The sequence below is a fragment of the Stenotrophomonas sp. NPDC077420 genome, from assembly GCF_044543385.1.
Taxonomy (GTDB): domain Bacteria; phylum Pseudomonadota; class Gammaproteobacteria; order Xanthomonadales; family Xanthomonadaceae; genus Stenotrophomonas.
In genome coordinates this window covers 22,206-41,487 of the sequence record NZ_JBITVZ010000015.1, presented here as the reverse complement: position 1 = coordinate 41,487, position 19,282 = coordinate 22,206, and the positions used below count along the sequence as shown (strand labels likewise).

At 69.0% G+C, this 19,282-nt stretch carries 16 protein-coding genes; 2 read left to right on the top strand and 14 right to left on the bottom strand.

Features of this window, described 5'->3' with window-relative positions; translation table 11 throughout:
- Positions 1-9: 9 nt before the first annotated feature.
- The 4 genes from ACIGII_RS14630 to ACIGII_RS14615 are packed head-to-tail and all read right to left on the bottom strand — an operon-like array spanning position 10 to position 3,078.
- Positions 10-507: a pilus assembly protein PilP gene (locus ACIGII_RS14630; RefSeq protein WP_399639272.1), complete on the bottom strand. Its 498-nt coding sequence runs from the start codon at positions 505-507 to the stop codon at positions 10-12.
- 35 nt (positions 508-542) lie between these two features.
- On the bottom strand, positions 543-1,217 hold the full coding sequence (locus tag ACIGII_RS14625; protein WP_399639210.1) for a type 4a pilus biogenesis protein PilO: 675 nt from the start codon (positions 1,215-1,217) through the stop codon (positions 543-545).
- On the bottom strand, positions 1,214-2,020 hold the full coding sequence (locus ACIGII_RS14620; protein ID WP_399639212.1) for a PilN domain-containing protein: 807 nt from the start codon (positions 2,018-2,020) through the stop codon (positions 1,214-1,216). Before ACIGII_RS14620 ends, ACIGII_RS14625 begins: the two co-directional genes overlap by 4 nt.
- On the bottom strand, positions 2,020-3,078 hold the full coding sequence (locus ACIGII_RS14615; RefSeq protein ID WP_038686523.1) for a pilus assembly protein PilM: 1,059 nt from the start codon (positions 3,076-3,078) through the stop codon (positions 2,020-2,022). The genes ACIGII_RS14620 and ACIGII_RS14615 overlap by 1 nt, the downstream gene beginning before the upstream one ends.
- 224 nt (positions 3,079-3,302) lie before the next feature.
- Between ACIGII_RS14615 and ACIGII_RS14610 the strand changes: the two genes are divergently transcribed.
- Positions 3,303-5,723: a penicillin-binding protein 1A gene (locus ACIGII_RS14610; protein ID WP_399639213.1), complete on the top strand. Its 2,421-nt coding sequence runs from the start codon at positions 3,303-3,305 to the stop codon at positions 5,721-5,723.
- A 321-nt stretch (positions 5,724-6,044) separates the two neighbouring features.
- Positions 6,045-6,692 (top strand): hypothetical protein, encoded by a 648-nt coding sequence (locus ACIGII_RS14605; RefSeq protein ID WP_399639215.1) that lies wholly within the window; start codon positions 6,045-6,047, stop codon positions 6,690-6,692.
- An 18-nt stretch (positions 6,693-6,710) separates the two neighbouring features.
- On the opposite strand, the gene ACIGII_RS14600 is transcribed toward ACIGII_RS14605, so the two are convergent.
- The 10 genes from ACIGII_RS14600 to recG all read right to left on the bottom strand — a co-directional run bounded on the left by ACIGII_RS14600 (position 6,711) and on the right by recG (position 19,273).
- Positions 6,711-8,249 (bottom strand): YadA-like family protein, encoded by a 1,539-nt coding sequence (locus ACIGII_RS14600; RefSeq protein ID WP_399639216.1) that lies wholly within the window; start codon positions 8,247-8,249, stop codon positions 6,711-6,713.
- Positions 8,250-8,371: 122 nt separating this feature from the next.
- Positions 8,372-9,094 (bottom strand): pilus assembly protein, encoded by a 723-nt coding sequence (locus ACIGII_RS14595; RefSeq protein WP_399639218.1) that lies wholly within the window; start codon positions 9,092-9,094, stop codon positions 8,372-8,374.
- Positions 9,094-9,384, bottom strand: coding sequence for a CfaE/CblD family pilus tip adhesin (locus tag ACIGII_RS14590; protein ID WP_399639219.1), 291 nt, complete (start codon positions 9,382-9,384; stop codon positions 9,094-9,096). Before ACIGII_RS14590 ends, ACIGII_RS14595 begins: the two co-directional genes overlap by 1 nt.
- A complete protein-coding gene (locus ACIGII_RS14585) occupies positions 9,350-10,228 on the bottom strand; it encodes a CfaE/CblD family pilus tip adhesin (protein ID WP_399639220.1) in 879 nt (292 codons plus the stop codon). Before ACIGII_RS14585 ends, ACIGII_RS14590 begins: the two co-directional genes overlap by 35 nt.
- Positions 10,225-12,843 (bottom strand): TcfC E-set like domain-containing protein, encoded by a 2,619-nt coding sequence (locus ACIGII_RS14580; RefSeq protein WP_399639221.1) that lies wholly within the window; start codon positions 12,841-12,843, stop codon positions 10,225-10,227. Before ACIGII_RS14580 ends, ACIGII_RS14585 begins: the two co-directional genes overlap by 4 nt.
- A 49-nt stretch (positions 12,844-12,892) precedes the next feature.
- On the bottom strand, positions 12,893-13,405 hold the full coding sequence (locus ACIGII_RS14575) for a CS1 type fimbrial major subunit (RefSeq protein WP_399639222.1): 513 nt from the start codon (positions 13,403-13,405) through the stop codon (positions 12,893-12,895).
- 697 nt (positions 13,406-14,102) lie between these two features.
- Positions 14,103-15,419, bottom strand: a complete 1,317-nt coding sequence (locus ACIGII_RS14570; RefSeq protein WP_399657551.1) for a citrate synthase — start codon at positions 15,417-15,419, stop codon at positions 14,103-14,105.
- A 281-nt stretch (positions 15,420-15,700) separates the two neighbouring features.
- On the bottom strand, positions 15,701-15,964 hold the full coding sequence (locus tag ACIGII_RS14565; protein ID WP_399639225.1) for a type B 50S ribosomal protein L31: 264 nt from the start codon (positions 15,962-15,964) through the stop codon (positions 15,701-15,703).
- A gap of 114 nt (positions 15,965-16,078) precedes the next feature.
- Positions 16,079-17,017: a nucleoside hydrolase gene (locus ACIGII_RS14560; protein WP_399639227.1), complete on the bottom strand. Its 939-nt coding sequence runs from the start codon at positions 17,015-17,017 to the stop codon at positions 16,079-16,081.
- Between the two features lie 144 nt (positions 17,018-17,161).
- Positions 17,162-19,273 (bottom strand): ATP-dependent DNA helicase RecG, encoded by a 2,112-nt coding sequence (gene recG, locus ACIGII_RS14555; RefSeq protein WP_399639229.1) that lies wholly within the window; start codon positions 19,271-19,273, stop codon positions 17,162-17,164.
- Positions 19,274-19,282 lie beyond the last annotated feature (9 nt).

Below are 19,282 nucleotides of genomic sequence, written 5' to 3'. Positions count from 1 at the left end.
CATAATCATTCATTGATCTTCAAGCGCAAGCGATGCAGGCCGTTCCAGCCAGCCGCCCGCGCCATCCGGCACCAGTTCAATCAGTTCGATCCGGTCTTCGAAGACCCCGGTCACGCGACCGTCGCTCTGCCCCATGTAGACCCCCGGACGCACCCGATAGGTGACCTTGTCCGGTGCCATCACCAGCGCGACCAGTCCGCCCCCCTTGCCGATCGAACCGACCATGTCCAAGGCATCCAGCGGGAAGGCTTCCAGCGGCTCCTTGCGGCGGTTCGGATCCGGGCGCAGGCCCGAACCACCGGCCTGGGGGTTGGCCCAGGCGTCGGTGAACGGGTCACGCATGCCCTGCGCGGAATATTCGAAGGTCTCGAACTGCTTCATGACCGGCAGTGGTTCCAGCGGCGGGGCCGGACGTGCGCGGACGTCGGCCACCCACTTTTCCAGGTTCGGCGCGTCGCCGGGCGTGCTGGAGATGCTGCGGGCGCAGCCGGCCAGCAGCACCAGCATCAGCAGGCCACAGATCCGTGCGGTGCGGGCCAGGTTCATGGCGTGCCTCCGTTCGGATTTGTGGACTGTGCGGCGGCTTTCTCCTGCGCTTCCATTTCCACGTCGTCCAGGTACCGATAGGTCTTGACCGTACCGGACAGCTCCAGCGCGCCACTGCGTGCGGTGATGCCGGTCTTGGGGTCCTTGGGCTTGAGGTTGATGTCGTGCATGGTCAGGATGACCACGCGCGGCAGCGAGGCCACGCCGCTGACGAAGGCGCCGAACTGGTGGTAACTGCCCACCATGCGCAGGGCGATCGGCTTTTCGGCGTAGAACTCCTTGGGCACTTCCTCACCGGGCTGGAACAGCTCGTTGACCAGCCCGCTGGACAGCGCGGTCTGCGAGATGTCGATGATCAGGTCCGGCATTTCGGTCTTGCTGGGCAGCTGGCGCAGCATCTGCTGCAGCACCTGCTCCATCTGGGCCAGCTGCTGCTTTAGCGGCTCCAGGTTGACCGCCCGGCCCTGCTCCTTCTCGAAGTCGGCGCGCAGGCCCACTTCGGTCTGCTCCAGGCCTGCAAGCTCGTCGCGCTTGCCGCTGATGAGCACGAACCAGGCCAGGACGATGATCAACAGCGACAGCAGCGCGCAGAAGACGATCTTGGCCTGCTGCGGCCAGTTGCCGATGTTGTTGAAGTCCAGGTCCTTGAGGTTCACTTTCTTCTGGCTCATGCGGCCCCCTTCTGCGGCGTGCTGGACGCCGCCGGTTGCGTTGCCGGGGCGGGAACGATGCGGCTGCCGGCCGGTGCGGGCTGAGCCGGCGCCGGGGCGGCCGGGGCGGCGCCCGGTGCCGGTGCCAGCGGTGCCACGCCCGGCGCGGTCGCCGGTGCGGCAGCCGGATCGGCGTCCGGGGTGACCGCGCTGCCGTCCGGCGCCAGGCCGTCGACCGCTTCGCTCTGCGCCGGCAGCGTGACCTTCACCACGAACACATACGGCAACGCCGAGATGTCCGAGACCGGGCCCACTACCTTGTCCTTCTCTTCTTCCGGCTTGCGGGCTTCGATCACCGACAGTTCCGGCTTGGTCATCCAGCCCGAATTCTCCAGGTTGCGCATGTACGCGCTGACCCGGGCATTGGACTGGGTGCGACCTTCCAGGGTCAGGATGTCGCCTTCCTGCTTGAGCGCGGTCAGCACCAGCCCATCGGGGATGGTCCGGACCAGCGCGTCGAACAGGTGCACCATCTGCGAGCGCTTGGCCTGCAGCTGTTCGATCACCTTCTTGCGCGCCAGCAGGCGGTCCTTCTGGCGATCAAGGCGATCGATTTCCTTGTTCTGCTCCCTGACCCGGTCGATCTCGGCCTGCAGGAAGGTGTTGCGATCGGCCTGCCCGCTGATCTGGCGGTCGTAGTAGAACCAGATGAGCGCCGACAGCACCACGCCTGCAATGGCCGCAAAGCCGAGCATGGTCATGAACTCGCGCTGGCGTTGCTTGCGCCGCTCGGCGCGCCAGGGCAATAGATTGATTCTTGCCATCAGTCGAAGCTCCTCAGCGCCAGACCGGTGGCAATCATCAGCGCCGGGGCGTCCTGGGCCAGGGCATGCGCCTGTACCTTCGGACCCAGCGTCATCTGCGCCAGCGGATTGGCCACCACGGTGGCCACGCCCAGCTGTTCCTCCACCATCTCCGGCAGCCCGGCCAGCGCCGCGCAACCGCCGGCCAGCACGATGTGGTCGACCCGGTTGAACTCGCTGCCTGCATAGAAGAACTGCAGCAGGCGGCTGATCTGCTGGACGGTGGCTTCCTTGAACGGCTCGAGCACTTCCATCTCGTAGCTTTCCGGCAGCCCGCCCTGGCGCTTGGCCAGGCCGGCTTCTTCATAGGTCAGGCCATAGCGGCGCATGACCTCGTCGGTGAGCTGCTTGCCGCCGAACACCTGTTCGCGGCTGTACAGGCTGCGCCCGCCACGAAGCACGTTCAGGGTGGTCATGGTGGCGCCGATGTCGACCAGCGCGACCACGCCATCGCTGGCGATCGGCAGTTCGCTTGCCACCAGGGCGAAGGCGTTTTCGACCGCGAAGGCCTCCACGTCCATCACCCGGGCGGTCAGGCCACCGAGCTCCAGCGCCGACTGGCGCAGCTCCACGTTCTCGGAACGCGAGGCCGCCAACAGCACCTGGACCATTTCCGGGTTGTTGGGGATCGCGCCGAGCACCTCGAAGTCGAGGTTCACTTCCTCGATCGGGTACGGGATGTAATTGACCGCTTCGAGCTCGACCTGGGCTTCCATGTCGTTCTCGTCCAGGTCGGCCGGCATCGGGATGAGCTTGGTGATCACCGCAGAGCCGGCCACGGCCGCGGCGGCATGCCGTGCCTTGGTACCGGAGCGGTTCACCGCGCGGCGGATGGCCTCACCCACGGCCTCCACTTCCACGATGTTCTTTTCCACGACCGCATTCGGCGGAAGTGGTTCCACAGCATAGTGTTCCACACGGAAACGATTGCCACTGCGGGAAAGCTGCAAGAGCTTCACTGCAGTCGAGCTGATGTCGACGCCAATAAGCGGCGACTGGCTTTTTGGGATAAGCCCCACGGTTTCTCCCCTGCCGACGGGCACTTGGACGCATAACCTGCGCCCGCGCATTAATAACGTTTTTTTTGCAAATCGCAACCATCAACGTGCAAAACGCGCAGTAGCGCACGTTTCGCCCGTCCCCTGACGGTCACTGAAATGCTCTCCCCGGGAACAACCCCAGCCGTTCCCTTGCGTAATCTATACTCTGCGGCCACGAAATTCGCAATCGGAATCTGTCACTGATGACTCGTCTTCGACGCTGGCTGCGCTGGATGCTGGTGGTTTTCCTGGTCCTGGCCCTGGTCGGCGCGGCTGTCGCCGGCGGCCTGTACTTCGCCATTTCCGCGCGGTTGCCGGACGTCCAGACCCTGCGCGACATCGAGATGCAGGAGCCGATGTACGTGTATGCCGCCGACGGGGAGCTGATGGCGGTGTTCGGCGAGTCCCGGCGCACCCCGATCACCATGAAGGAGGTCCCCGAGCGCCTCAAGCAGGCTTTCCTGGCCACCGAGGACGCCCGCTTCTACGAGCATGGCGGGGTGGACTACAAGGGCATCGGGCGCGCGGTGTGGCTGCTGGCCACCACCAACGACAAGCGGGTCCCGGGCGGGTCGACCATCACCCAGCAGGTGGCCCGGCAGTTCTTCCTGAGCTCGGAGTACAGCTACACCCGCAAGCTGGCCGAGATCCTGCTGGCGCGCAAGATCGAGCAGGAACTGAGCAAGGACGAGATCTTCGAGCTGTACCTGAACAAGAGTTTCTTCGGCAACCGCGCCTACGGCGTGGCCGCGGCGGCCCAGTTCTACTACGGCAAGACCCTGGCCGAGCTGGACCTGGACGAGATGGCCTCCCTGGCCGGCATCCCCAAGTTCCCCTCCAGCGGCAACCCGATCAGCAACCCCGAGCGGGCCCGCGAGCGCCGCGACTTCTACGTGCTGCAGCGCATGGCCAACCTGGGCTTCATCAGCCAGGCCGAGGCCGATGCGGCCAAGGCGGTGCCGATGCACGCCACCGCGCATGAGCCGCCGGTCCAGGTGGAGGCCCCGTACGTGGCCGAGCTGGTCCGCCAGGAGATGATCGCCCGCTTCGGCGGCGACGTGCTCAACAAGGGCTACCACGTCACCACCACGATCAACGCCGGGATGCAGACGGCGGCGAACCTGGCGGTGCGCGATGGCCTGCTGCAGTACGACCACCGGCATGGCTGGCACGGCGTGGAACAGCAGGTGGCGCTGGGCGCCGGCGACGATGCTGCGGCCCTGGCCACCCACCTGCGCGGTATTTCCGCGCAGTCCGGGCTGCTGCCGGCGATCGTGGCCGCTACCGCTGCCGACGGCAGCGCGACGGTGGTGCTGGCCAACCGCACCGAGCTGGTGCTGCCGGCCTCGGCCGCCCGCTGGACCAACAAGACCCCGGCCAAGCTGGTCCAGCGCGGCGACATCGTGCGCGTGCGCCGCGGCGAGAAGGACGGTGAGTGGCTGCTGGACCAGATCCCGCGCGGCCAGTCCGCGCTGGTCTCGCTGGATGCCCAGAGCGGCGCACTGAAGGCGCTGGTCGGTGGCTTCAGCTTCTCCGGCAACAAGTTCAACCGCGCCACCCAGGCGCGCCGCCAGCCGGGCTCCAGCTTCAAGCCCTTCATCTATGCGGCGGCGTTCGACAAGGGCTTCAACCCGGCCTCGATCGTGCTGGACGCGCCGGTGGTGTTCCGCGACCGGCGCGGCAAGACCTGGCAGCCGCAGAACGATGGCGGTGGCTTCCGCGGGCCGATGCGCCTGCGCGAGGCGCTGGTGCAGTCGCGCAACCTGGTGTCGGTGCGCCTGCTGGACGGGATGGGCGTGGAGTACGCACGCAAGTACATCAGCGAATTCGGCTTCGCCGAGGCCGAGCTGCCGCCGAACCTGTCGATGTCGCTGGGCACGGCCTCGCTGACCCCGCTGTCGGTGGCGCGCGGGTATGCCGTGTTCGCCAACGGCGGCTCGCGCGTGGACACCTGGCTGATCGACCAGGTCAGCGACCGCGATGGCAACCTGGTGTTCAAGGAAAACCCGGCCCGCGCCTGCCGCGAGTGTGTCGGCACCAGCGGGGGGGCGCCGGTCAGCCAGGTGGTGGACGGGTTCAACTTCGGCGCCGCTGCCGCGCCCGCGCCGGCCGGCGCGCCCAAGCCCGAGCAGGCGGCCGCCCCGGAGGTGCCGGTCGACCCGAATGCGCGCACCGCGCCACGTGCGATCGATGCGCGTACCGCCTACCAGCTCGTTTCGATGATGCGCGACGTGGTCCAGCGCGGCACCGGCACCGCGGCCAAGGTACTGGGCCGGGAAGACGTGGGCGGCAAGACCGGTTCCACCAACGACCATCGCGACGCCTGGTTCTCCGGCTTCGGCGGCCCCTATGCCACCACGGTGTGGGTGGGCCGCGACGACTTCCGTTCGCTGGGCTACCGCGAGTACGGCGGCCGTGCGGCCCTGCCGATCTGGATCGACTACATGCGCGTGGCGCTGAAGGACACGCCGATCGCGCAGAACGAACCGCCGACCGGGATGGTCCAGGCCACGCTCAATGGCGCCACCGAGTGGGTCAAGGTGGAGGACATGGAGAAGCTGGCCGAGTACGACTTCAATACGCAGACCCAGCAGGCGGATGATGCGGCGTTTGATATTTTCTGATGTGTGGCTTCGTTCGGCATGGCGTTGACACGCATGGCGGGGGTGCGGCTTCGTTCGGCATGGCGTTGACACGCATGGCGTGTCACTACGATCCGGGGTCGAGCGATGTTGGGGTCGAACGACTGATTTGGGTCGGGCGGCCTTTGGTCGAACGACCGGTTTTGGTCGGGTGGGCTGGCGTTGAACGACCCGTTCTGGTCGTGTGGGCAGGTTGAACGACCGTGCCTGGTCGGGACGTTGCGTGGGGACACGCCGTGCGTGTCCTGATCGTCACAACGTGGGTGTAAAGTCGGCGTAGGTCGTATCAGGGGAGAATCGCTCATGCATCGCGCCCGTCAGCATGCCGAGAGCCAGACCCGCGAACGCCGCCACCGGCTTGCCCACGAGGCGGCGCGGTTGATGGCCGAAGGCGGAATCCGCGATTACCACCAGGCCAAGCTGAAAGCCGCCGGGCGGCTGGGCATCCACGACGATGCCTCGCTGCCGCGCAATACCGAGATCGAAGTCGCGCTGCGCGAGTACCAACGCCTGTTCGCCGGCCCCGGACAGGGCACGCAGCTGCGACTCCGCCGCGAAGCCGGCCTGCGTGCGCTGGAATTCCTGCACGGCTTCGCACCCCGCCTGTGCGGCCCGGTGCTGGACGGCACCGCCGATGCCAACAGTCCGGTGCAGCTGCAGCTGCACAGCGATGACCCCGATGCCGTGCAGCGCTTCCTCGAAGAACACCGTATTCCGGCCGAGTCGCGCATGCGCCGCCTGCGGCTGGACCGCGAGCGCACGCTGGACGCGCCGGTGTGGGTGTTCTCGGCCGAAGGGCTGAGCTTCGACGTGGTGGTGCTGCCCTACGATGCGCTGCGCCAGCCGCCGCTGTCGAGCATCGATGAGAAGCCGATGCGGCGCGCGTCGGCCGCGCAGCTGCGCAGCCTGCTGGCCGAGGACGAGATCAGGGGCTATCTGGACGGCCCCTGAGTACTCCCCGCGCAGGACCTACCAGCCGATGCCCACGCCCATGGCCACGCTGCTTTCGCCGCCCTGGCTGAAGGCACCACTGAGACTGAAGCTGGTGGTGGCGCGCCGGTCCAGTACGCGCTGGTAACCCACCGCCAGGGCCGATTCGCCATCGGCATGGCCGATGCCCGCACCCAGCCGGTTCCAGGTGGGCAGGCCCGCGGTGTTCATGGCCATAGCGGCCTGCGCACCGCTCATCGCGGCCATGCGGTTCATGCGCTGGTCGAGGCGGTCGAAGCGACGGTCGACGCCCGCCATGGCCTGGTCGGTGTACGCGTTCGCGCGCTGCACCGCGTCGTCCACGGCGCGGGTGTCGACCGGCGGCAGTGACGGTGCCGACGACGGTGCCGCAGCGGCCGGCTCGACCGCACGCGCGTCGGCGGCGACGGCGGTCCCGGTGGGCGTGGCCGGCGACGCTGCGGCGTGGGTCGGGTCCGCAGACGCCGTGGCCGGACCGGCGGCGGCGTCCCCGCTGGAAGGCGGACCGGCCCCGTTCTGCGCCGCGAGCGCGTCGACCTGCTCGCCCATGTCGCCCAGCGCCCGGTGTGCCGCGCTCACCGCGTAATCCAGCGCATCCAGCGCCCCGGCCACGGTGCCGTGCCACTTGCCCTGCACCGCGAAGCGCATGCCGCGCACGCCGCCTTCGGCGTTGATGCCGGTGCCGAGCACGCTGGCCATGTCCGACAGCTGCCGCAGCGTCACCACGTCGTCGGCGGCGATGCCCGGCAGCACGTTGGTGATGCGTCGGCGCAGCCCCTGCCCGCCCACCGAAACCTCCCAGGGGCGCTGCACGATCGAACCGAAGCCCAGTGCCACGCTGTCGTGCGCGTCGGCCCACACCTGGGTGGAGCCGCCGAGCGCCATGCCGTTCTCGGCCAACACGCGCGAGCGCGTGCCGAGCGCGAACCCGTCCGCGGCCCCTTCCAGCACGATGGCGGCACGGCCCAGCGCCACCGAGTTGTGGCCCAACGCCGTGGCGTAGCTGCCGTAAGCGGTGGAGCCGTTGGCCACGGCGCGGGCGTCGGCGCCCATCGCGGTGGCCAGGAAGCCGGCATGCGCGGGCAGGCTCAGTTCGTCCGATCCGACCTTGAAATACCGCTGCACGTATTCCAGTGCAGCCACCCGCGCTTCGGCGGCGAACAGCTGCGCGCCGTTGACCGCGTGGGTGCTGCCGGCGCTGACCTCGCCGGCGCCCAGCGCCACCAGGCGCGAGCCGCGCAGGTGCACGAGGGCATCCTTGTCAAAGCGCACCACATCGCTGAGGTCGGCGCTGACGCCCTGCACGCCGTCGCGCAGCAGGTCGATGTCCAGCCGGTTGCGCGCGATCCGCTCGTGGTTGTGATTGACCTGCCACAGCGCATCGGCCCACCCCGGCGGTGCGACCGGCACCTCCGCCGGCGGCGTCGTGGGCGCTTCGCAGTACACCAGGCGCTCGCGAACCTGGTCGCGGCCGAACACGCCGGCCACGCCCACGCCGACGCCGAGCCCACTGGCGAAGGCCACGCTGCGCGTGGTCACGGACGTGCGTTCCTCGTGAGGTGGCGTGTCCGCCTCACCCGGCGGCGGCAACGCGGTCGCAACGGCGGTGCCAGGCACCATCAACAGCAAGGATCGGTAGAGAACATGCATGGTGTTTCCTCTCAAGGCAGCAGGATCTGCTGGTGTTCGCGGTAGCCGTCGCGGCTGAGCCGGTAATCCACGCGCAGCCGTGCGCCGGGCGCAGGCTCGAACGGCAGCGCCAGCGCGGCACCGGGGTACACGCTGCGCTCGATGTCATGGGTGGTGCAGTCGGCCGCAACGCAGTGCTCGACCCGTCGGATGCCCAGCCGCAGCGTGCCGCGGTTGTGCAGGCGGCCTTCTACCAGCTCCATGGCGACCTGCCCGTCGGCAGGCAGCAGGTTGGCCAGCACCCCCCAGACCAGGCTGACGCCCAGGGTGGCGCTGGCGGTATTGCCCGGCTCGGGCACCGCGTCGGGATCGTCGGCGCGCACGCCTTCGAAGTACACGCGGAAGGCGGTTTCCTCGGTTACCGGCGCCAGCGCGATCACCCGCACCCGCCGGCTGCCGCCGCCGGCCAGGGCGAACAGGGACGGTGTCACCACCAGCGCGGCGTCGGCACCGGGCGGCTCGTCGACTTCATGTTCGGCGTCGGTGGCCGGTGCAACCACACGCTTCACCGTGGCCCTGACGTACTGGGTCCGTGGCGACTGCGCGTGCACGCGGATGCTGGTGGTACGACCGGCGTCGACGTGCACGCGCATCGGGTGCACGTCCAGGTTGGCCAACACCGGCGTGGCGGGCGACAGCAACAACAGCAGGGCAACGACGGGTCGGTACGGGCGCATGGTGGTCTCGGCGGGCATCAGGGACGGCGGGTGGGCAGGCGCAATTCGAGGGTGAGATCGCCCTGGTAGCGGCCTTCGCGCTTCCCTGCGGCCGGCACCCAGGGGGTGAGGAAGGTCAATGGCGTGGGCACGCAGTACACCGGCTGCTCCATGCCCGGCAGCAGCACCGGGCGCAGTTCGGCGCTGTCGATGCCCTCCAGCAGCGTGTGGGCGTCGCGGGCCAGCGCATGGCTGCGGCCGGCATGCAGTACCTGCAGCTGGTAGTCGAGGCGATCATGCGGCGCGCGGCCGCCGCCCTGGTGCCACACCGAAAACTGCTGCGGCGGCCCGCCCAGGCACGTCCGGCCCGCCATCGCGCGCGATCAGCACCAGCGACCTGCTGGACGACCCCATGCCGTCGTACAGGCACATGTCCAGTACGCTCTCGCCGCCCACGCTGGCGGGCGGCGGCTGGGTGCGAAGCTGCAGCTGCAGGTCCATCTGCGCGGTCGACCCGCCATGTTCGGGCAGGTGGATGGCGGCACGACCGGGATCGGTGACGGTGACGTCCAGGACGAACACATGACGGCCGAGTACCGCGCCGTCCCGACCGCTGCGCACGTCCAGGTGCAGTTCGGCCTGCCAGCGGCCGGCCACCAGCGCGACGATGTCGCTGGCCTCCACCTGCAGCGTCGCGGCGGTGCCGGCCGGGGCGATGTGGCACTCGCGGACCGCCGAGGTCCACAGCGGGTACTCCGACTTTTCCCAGAAATCCTCGCTGCAGGTGCGCTCCCATTCCACACGCTCCAGCCAGCCGAGCACACCGATCTCCCTGCGCTGGCCACTGCGCAGTTCCTGGAATTCAAGCAGGATCGGGCGGCGCCCGCCGGGTCCTTCGCCGGTGTCGCTGCGCGGGCACCGCCCGCGTGCGGGGGTGTCGGTGCAGGTGACATGCAGGCTGCCGTGGCCGTAAGCCACTTCCTGGAAGCCGAGCACGGTGCGTGGCGCCCACAGGGTCAGCGGCAGCGGCGCGGCGCGGTCGAAGGCGTGCTGGAAGGTGGTGACCGTGGTGCCCGGCGCCGGAAGGGTCACCGGCGGCCGCTGCGCAAGCGCGGGCCAGGCGAGCATCAGCGCCAGGGCGACCACGGGCCAGCGGTGCAGCGGCGTGCTCACGGCATGCCCTGCGCGATCGGCAGCGCTTCGTCGAGCAGCCGCTGGACGCGCGGTTGCCCGGCGATGTGGGGCGGCAAGGCCTCCCGTGCAAGCGGTGCGCAGACGATCTGCCCGACCAGCCGCATCACGCTGCGCTGGGCCTGCACCCGCAGCGGGCACTGCAGCAGCTGGCCCTGCCGGAGCAGGTACAGCACCTCCTGGCGCTGCGCGAATTCGGCGATGAAGCCACCGTCGCGCCCAAGCGGCGGCAGCGCCGCGTTGAGGATGCGGGCGCCGGCCAGTGCGCGGCCGGCCGCATCCCGGGCGCTGCCGAGGTAGGACACGCTGGCCTCCACCCCGACCGGCAGCGCGATCACCCGGCCTGGCAGCAGGAAAGGCCGATGCGCCGTCCCCGGCTGCGCCACGCGCACGTCGACATCCTGCAGGGGGACGGCCACATCGTGGACGTCGACGCGATGGCGCTGATAGCCACGCAGTGGCAGCAGGCGTCGCTGCCCGAAGCGCACCACCTGGCGTCGCTGTGCGCTGGCCTGCACTTCGGCGGCGGCGCCCTGCTGCGCCGGCAGGTCGGCGGCCGCTACGCTCACCGCGACCCCGGCGTCGGCACCGCTGGCGCTGCCCCAGAACAGGCCGCCTGGCGCCAGCGCCAGCGCCGAGCCGTGGTTGAGGCTGTAGGCGGTACCGTGCGGCCGCGGCTGGTGGGACAGGACCACCCCGGTATGCCCCATCGGCGTGTCGCTGCGCAGCGCCAGCAGGGCATCGGTGACGCCGGTGTCCTGCACCCGGACCTCGGCGCCGGCTTCGCGCGCACTGCCGTCCTGCTCCCGGCGCCACGACTGTGCCAGCTGCAGGCTGTGCTCCGGTTCGCCATGGCGGCGCTGGCGGGCGTCGATGCCGACCCGGCGCAGCAGGCTGCTGCCGGCCGCGTGCCGCAGGCGCGAAAAGGTCAGGCCCAGCTGCGCGCCGCGGTCACGCAGCGGCCCGGACTGGTGCCAGGCGCCGACCCGGCCGCTCACGCTCAGACCGCGCCATTGCCGGCTGTGGCTGTAGTTGACCTGGACGCTGCGCGCGGTCTGCGTGGGCGGCGCCGGGAAACGCGGCGCTTCGGCCGCCACGCTGCGCCGACGGGTATGCCCCAAGTGCAGGCTGCCGACGCCCAGCGGCACGCTCAGCGAGGCTGACACGGCATCGGCGCAGCCGAGCCGGTCGCGGTCGAGGGCCAGCTGCTCGCGGCAGCGGGTGCCGCGCATGCGCTGGTGGAACAGGTTCCAGGTCGCGCGGTTGCGCACACTGAGCTGCTGCTGCCCGCCGCGGCTGCCATCGCTGCCGGAGATGATGCCCAGTTCGGCGTGCAGCTCATGGGTGCCGAGCCGATGACGCACGCCCGTGCGCAGTTCGGCATAGCGGCGCTGGTCGATCCGGGCCACGCCGAGGCTCATCCCGGACCGTCCCGCCCATGGCAGGCGCACCCCGGCCTGCAGCGTGCCGTGCCCGACGGGCGTGAACGCCGCCTGGTGCCGTCCACCCTGCACGAACCACTGCAGGCCGGGCTGGCCCCAGTCCTGGCCACGCACGAACGGGTGGCGCTCGCTGCGCACCAGCCGGCCATCTTCGTGGATGCGCAGGGTGACCTCATAGCTGCCCGCCGGGAACCGGCGGGTGTCCAGGTCGCTGACCCCGGGTGGCAGGTAGAAGGTCTGCAGCAGGCGGTCGCCGTCGAAGGCATCCACGCGTGCGGGCCGTGACAACAGCACCGTGATCGGGGCCTCGCCGGAAGGGGCGTCGGCATCGACGTAGGCCTGGGTGGTGCCCACGCGCACGCCGTCGAAACGCTCCAGCGGGAGCAGCCCAAGGCCGAACTGACCGCCCTGCTGGCTGGCCAGGTTGCGCCGGTCCATGCGCCCGAGCTGCAGGTAATGGCGCCGGGCCAGGTCGTGGCGGTAGTACAGGTCGTCGACCTGGAACACATCACGGGCGGGTTGGCCGGGCCGGGCGTGGCGGGCATGGGTCCAGGTGCCACCGAGATAACCGTTGCGCTGCACGCCGAGCGCGGCGCTGCCATGCGCGTTGAGCGCGTACTCGCGGCCGTCGCCACTGAGGGTCAGGCTGTGCTGGTGCAGCAGGGCATTTTCGGCGTGCTCGCTGGGCGCGTGCAGGCCGTCGCTGGCAGGCTGCGCGCGCGGCACCCAGCGCAGGGCCGGAAACAGCAGCAGGGCGCTGTCGCCTTCATCGAAGATGGCAGGCACGTGGTGGAGATCCTCGGACGGCGCACGCCAACCGCAGCCAGGGTGCGGCTGGGCCGGAATGCAGGCCAGGTGGCTGTCGCGCGGCAACGGCGCCGACAGCGCAGGCAGCAGCGCCTGCTGGGCGGAAAGGGACAGCCCAAGCGCCACCAGCACCTGGCCGGGGTCTTCGAGCTGGATGTGGTCGAGGGTGACCCAGGCAGGCCACAGGCCGGCCGAACGGCCGAAGGCGCGCACCTCGAGGCGTTCGCGCTGGCCAGTGACCAGGTCTTCGAAACCGGCCGGCACCGGGCCCGCCTGTGCGGCCACGGCGGCCAGCATCAGCACGAGCGCCACCGCCAGCCGGACCAGGGCGGGAGCAGGAATGCGCATGGCGAAAAGGCCGGCGCCGGCCGCTCAGGGCCGGTGCCGGCGTGACAGGTCAGAGGCTGCTTGCCCGCTGCACCAGCACCAGGCTGACCGGGCCGTCGTACAGACCGGCCGCGGCGATGGGACCGGGCGTGGCCTGGGCCACGGTCAACGGCATTTCAATCGAGGCACCGGGGATCGCGCCCAGGAACAGCTGGTCGGCCGTAAAGGCGATGGGCGCGACACCGAGCTCGCGCCCGTTGAGGGTTACCGACAGGGGCACATCGACGGCACCGGCGGCGGTCACTCTGGGCATCAGCACGGCCGGTTCGGCCAGGCGCACGTCGACGTCAAGGCTGGTGTCGTTGGAGAACACCCGCACCCGTTCGCTCCAGCTGCCCAGCCCCTGCCCGGCGCGATACGGCATCTGCACCGCATCGGGAAGCACGCTGCCATCGGCCTTGAGCAGCGACAGGGTGGGATCGACGTTGGCCCAGACAGTGATGTGCGCTTCGGCCGCGTGGGCGGACAGTGCGGCGGTTGCAAGCGCCAGGCCGAACGCGGCCTGCTTCAGAGTGCGGAACATGAGTTTGTCTCCCTTGATTGGAATGCACCTCGCATGAGGTTGTCGTGCGTACCGCTTGCATGCAGTGGCGGCGACAGGATCAAGGTAGGCAACGCAACGCTGCGTCCACACGCAACCATTCTTAAAGCCAGCGCGCATCACCGCAATCTGCGACAGCGCGCGCGATACCGTTTGAACACAAGCATTCCGAGCAGGTTGGAGTTGAACACGTCGCGTGCTGTCGCCGGGTGCCAGCGCGCTGGGGAAGAGAAAAAAACGTTCTTCTCCCGTCGGAGTGACGCGTCTCGTCTTGAGTGCCTTCAGGGCATGGCGCTCGGTCTTCGATAAGGGTCCGTGGCGAGCGTTGAGGGCCCCGCCGCGGCCGGCAGGCCCCTATGCAAATGTCCCCCGGCGCCGGCCTGCGGCCGACACCTCCTCCTTTACTTTGCCAGGGACCTACCGGCCGCGACGGGGCTGTCTTGCGGTGGGCAATGGAAAAGCGGATGTCGCAATGCCACGCCGGTGGGGCGGGTGTGGGGCCGCCGTGCCCTTGTGGGCGAATTAAAAGGAGGAAGGTGGCGGCCGCAGGCCGACGCCGGGGGAAATTCGCCCACAAGGGCACGGCGGCCCCGCACTCGCCCCACCGGCAGCCGCGTCTGCTGAAGCCAAAAAAAAACACCCCCTTGCGGAGGTGTTTTTCAGGCGTTACCGGGCAGGATCAGCCCTGGTAATCGCGCACGTCGCTGCCGGTGTAGACCTGGCGCGGACGGCCGATCTTCATTTCCGGATCGACCTGCTGTTCCAGCCAGTGCGCGACCCAGCCGGAGGTGCGGCCGAGGGCGAACATGACGGTGAACATTTCGGTCGGGATCTGCAGCGCCTTGTAGATGATGCCGCTGTAGAAATCGACGTTCGGGTACAGCTTGCGGGCGACGAAGTAGTCGTCCTGCAGCGCCGCCTGTTCCAGCTTGACCGCAACGTCGAGCAGCGGATCCTGCACGCCCAGCTGCTTGAGCACCTTGCTGGTCATCTCGCCGATGACCTTGGCGCGCGGGTCGAAGTTCTTGTAGACGCGGTGGCCAAAGCCCATCAGGCGGAAGCCGGAGGTCTTGTCCTTGGCCTTGAGCACGGCCGATTCGACGTTGTCGGCCGAACCGATCTCTTCCAGCATCTTCAGCACGGCTTCGTTGGCACCGCCGTGGGCCGGACCCCACAGCGCGGTGACGCCGGCGGCGACCGACGCGTACGGGTTGGCACCGGTCGACCCGACCAGACGCACGGTCGAGGTCGAGGCGTTCTGCTCGTGGTCGGCGTGCAGGATGAACAGCAGGTCCAGCGCCTTGACCACGTCCGGGTTCAGGTCGTACTGGCCGTCGGCCGACTCGAAGGTCTGCTTCAGGAAGCGGCTGACGTAATCCAGCGAGGTGTCCGGCGTGTTGGCCGGCAGGCCCTTGCCGTGGCGATAGATCAGCGCCGACAGGGTCGGCACCTTGGCGATCAGGCGCACGGCGGACTGGCGGCGCTGCTCGGCGTCGGACAGGTCCAGCGCGGCGTGGTACTTCGCCGACAGCTGCGCGATGGCCGCGGCCAGGATCGCCATCGGGTGGGCGTCCTTGTCGAAGCTGGCGATCAGCGCGTTGATCGAGTCGTCGACGTTGGCTTCGGCGGCCAGCTCGTCGGTGAAGGCCTTGAGCTGTTCGGCGCTGGGACGCTCGCCGTTGATCAGCAGGTAAGCCACTTCGACGTAGCTGGACTTTTCCGACAACTGTTCGATCGGGTAGCCGCGATACAGCAGCACGCCCTTGTCACCGTCGATGTAGGTGATGGCGGACTTGCAGCTGGCGGTGGCGGTGAAGCCGGAGTCGTAGGTGAAGAGACCGGTTTCCTTGGTCAGCTTCGCGATATCGACGCAATCGTTGCCGAGCGTGGGTTTGATGACAGGCAGAACAACCGACTTTTCGCCGGCGTTGAGCGTGACCTGATCAAGATCGGACACTGTGTGCGCTCCTCGGGGAAGGCGCCCACCCAAGCGCATGGGGCGGGCACGTGAATGAAGTCCACAACCTGTGCTGTGGATCACGTCATTATCGCACAGCAACATTTGCCACGCCCTAGGACGGAAGTCGTAGACAAACACCCGCCGCGCCTTGCCCGCGCCTGTGCTGGCGGGACCGGAGCGTGCCGCGATGGACACTGTGTTCCCGCTGCCGCCGCAATTTATGAACCGCCGTTCATCCGGCAGCAGGGTTCATCGGGGCAAAAAAAAAACAACGGCCGCCTGGGCGACCGTTGTTTTCATGCAGCGGGTACGACAGCTCAGGCAGCAGACGGCGCCGCCGGCTTGCCGAAACGCTTCTGGAACTTGTCGATACGGCCGCTGGTGTCGATCACCTTGTGCTTGCCCGTGTAGAACGGGTGCGACGACGAGGAGATTTCGATCTTGACGAGCGGGTATTCCTTGCCGTCTTCCCAGGTCGCCGTTTCCTTGGTGGCCATGGTCGAGCGGGTCAGGATTTTGAAATCGGAGGTGACGTCCTGAAAGATGACGTCACGGTAGTTCGGATGGATATCGTCCTTCATGGGGCACACCGTAGAAAAAGGTAAGGAAAACGCAAGAGCGGCATTATAGCCCCGGTTGCCGCCAAGGGCAAGCCAGGGACCATCGTCCGCGGTAACAGGGCCGCCGCAGCGGCGTCAGGCGACGCCGAGCGCAGCCCGGACCTGGGCTTCAAAGCGCCCCTGGTCGTAGGCCATCAGCAGCCGGGTGTTGTCCGGCTGCCCCGTCTGGCGGTTCCAGTCGACAATGGTAGCACCCCGGGTATGCACGCCGGCCAGTTCGATGTTCAGCGGACGCGCTTCGACCCGCTGGGCCCCTTCCGGCTGCAGCGCCCAGGCCATGGCCAGGGCGTCGGCGGCGAACCAGCGGTCGCCGCGGCTGTCCTCGGACCACAGCCGGGTCTGGCGCGAGATCAGCTCGTAGAAGCGGGCCTTGTCGCTGTCGGCGGCCAGCCACTGTTCGACATCCTTGTGCAGCAGGCCGTGGGCGACGGTAGCCTCCCAATCGGCCACTTCGATCTGCGGGAAGCCGGTGAACACCACGTGCGCCGCTTCCGGGTCGAAGGCGATGTTGAATTCAGCGGCGGGGGTGATGTTGCCGTGGCAGGTCACTGCCCCGCCCATCACCAGGAAGCGCTTGACGCGCTGCGGCAGGGTCGGGTCCAGCTTCAGTGCCAGGGCCAGGTTGGTCAGCGGTCCCAGCGCGACCAGGAACAGCTCGCCGGCATACTGGTGGGACAGGCGCAGGATGGCCAGTGCCGCATGTTCGGCCTCGGCCTGGCGCGTGGCGGCAGGCAGGTTGACGTCGCCGAAGCCGTCGGCGCCATGCACGTGGGCCGCATCCACCGACGGGTGGACCAGCGGTTCGGGGGTACCGGCGAACACCGGCACGTCGTCGCGGCCGGCGACTTCACACAGCTTCAGCGCGTTGCGGACCGTATGGTCCAGGCCGACATTGCCGGCGGCAATGGTGAGGCCGACCACGTCGTGGCGTTCGTCGGCAAAGGCCATCAACAGGGCCAGGGCGTCATCGACACCCGGATCGGTGTCGATCAACAGCGGAATCTTCTTGGTCATGCGTGCCGTCTTTATCTAGCGGCAACGGAATGTCTCACCCGCAGATGACAAATACAAGGCCGGCGCCGAAGCCGGTCACGACCAACGGTCGTGATCTACCGGCGGCACAACCACGGTGGATTGGTAGGTAACGACCGTTGGTCGTTACGCTCCTGCGTATCGCACGGCCGATCCAATCCATCGCTCCACCACGCGGTCGGCCACCGCCGGGGCGTCGGCCAGCAGCCGCTCGGCCAGCGCATGCACCTCCGGCAACAGGTCCGCGTCGCGCACCAGGTCGGCCATCCGGAATCCGGCCAGGCCGGTCTGCCGCGTGCCCAGCAGTTCGCCGGGGCCGCGCAGCTCCAGGTCCTTTTCGGCAATGACGAAGCCGTCGTTGGTCTGGCGCATGGTTTCCAGCCGCTCGCGCGCCATCGCCGACAACCGCGCCTGGTACAGCAGCACGCAGCGCGACACCGCCGAGCCGCGCCCGACCCGCCCGCGCAGCTGGTGCAGCTGGGCCAGGCCAAGCCGCTCGGCGTTTTCGATCACCATCAGCGAGGCATTGGGCACGTCCACGCCGACTTCGATCACCGTGGTGGCCACCAGCAGGTCGATCTGCCCGGCCTTGAACGCGACCATGGTGGCCAGCTTTTCGCTCGCCTTCAGCCGCCCATGCACCAGCCCCACCCGCACCCCGGGCAGCAGCGCCTGCAGCGACGCGTAGGTGGCCTGCGCGGGCGTGGCGTCGAGCTCGTCGTTTTCTTCGATCAGGGTGCACACCCAGTACACCTGCCGACCCTCACGGCAGGCCAGCGCGATGCGTTCGATCAGCTCCGGGCGGCGGTCGTTGTTGAGCGCTACGGTCTGCACCGGGGTGCGCCCCGGTGGCAGTTCATCGATCGCCGACACGTCCAGGTCGGCGTACTCGGACATCGCCAGCGTGCGCGGGATCGGGGTGGCGGTCATCACCAGCTGGTGCGGCACGCTGTGCCCACCGGCGCCCTTGTCGCGCAGCGCAAGCCGCTGGTGCACGCCGAAGCGGTGTTGTTCGTCGACGATGGCCAGGGCCAGGTCATGGAACACCACCGCGTCCTGCATCAGTGCGTGGGTGCCCACCACGACCTGCGCCTGGCCCGTGGCGACCTGTTCGAGCACCTGGCTGCGCGCCTTGCCGGTGACCTTGCCGGCCAGCCATGCCACCCGCACGCCGAGCGGTTCCAGCCAGCCCCGCAGGTTGGTCAGGTGCTGTTCGGCCAGCAGTTCGGTGGGCGCGGCCAGCGCCACCTGCTTGCCCTGCTCCACCGCGAGCATGGCCGCCAGCGCGGCGACCACGGTCTTGCCCGAGCCGACGTCGCCCTGCACCAGCCGCAGCATCGGGCTGGGCCGCGCCAGGTCCTCCCGGATCTGCTTGAACACACGCTGCTGGGCGCCGGTCAATGCGAACGGCAGCTGCTTGAGCAGGGCCTTGGCCAGGCGTCCCGGCCCGGCCAACGGCGGCGCATGGTGGGCCTGCAGCGCCATGCGCTGGCGGCGCAGGCTCAGGTGGTGGGCAAGCAGCTCTTCCAGCGCCAACCGGCGTTGCGCCGGGTGGGTGCCGGCCGCCAGTGCGGCCAGGTTGGCGTCCGGCGGTGGCCGGTGCACGGTGAGCAGCGCACTGCGCAGCGAGGGCAGCGACAGCCCCTGCAGCCAGCCGCTGGGCAGCAGTTCCAACGTCGCTTCATCGGGCAGCCGGTCCAGCGCCTGGCCGATCAGCTTGCGCATGGTCGCCGGCCCCATCCCTTCCAGCGTCGGGTAGACCGGGTCCAGGCTCTGGCCCAGCGCCGGGTCTCCGTGCCGGCCCAGGACCTGGTAGCTGGGGTGGACGATCTCCAGCCCCAGCTGGCCCGGTTTCGGGGTACCAAAGCAGCGCAGGCGGGTGCCGACCGCGAACTGCGCGACCTGCTGCTGGCGGAAGTGGAAGAAGCGCAGCACCAGCGTGCCCTGCCCTTCGTCCTCGATCGCCACCTTCAGCATCGGCCGCCGGCGCATGCCGCGCTCGACCCCCACCACCTGCCCTTCCACCTGCGCCGGCACGCCGTTGCGCAGGTCCTGGATACGGGTCAGCGTGGTGCGGTCTTCGTAGCGCAGTGGCAGCTGCAGCCACAGGTCCTGCAGCGACACCAGGCCGCGTGCCGCCAGTTTGGCGGCAACAGCGGGCCCGACGCCGGCGAGCATCGCCAGGGATGCTTCGCCAGACGGCGCCAGCGCCGGGGTGACCGCCGTCTTTCGTGCCACGGGGTGGCG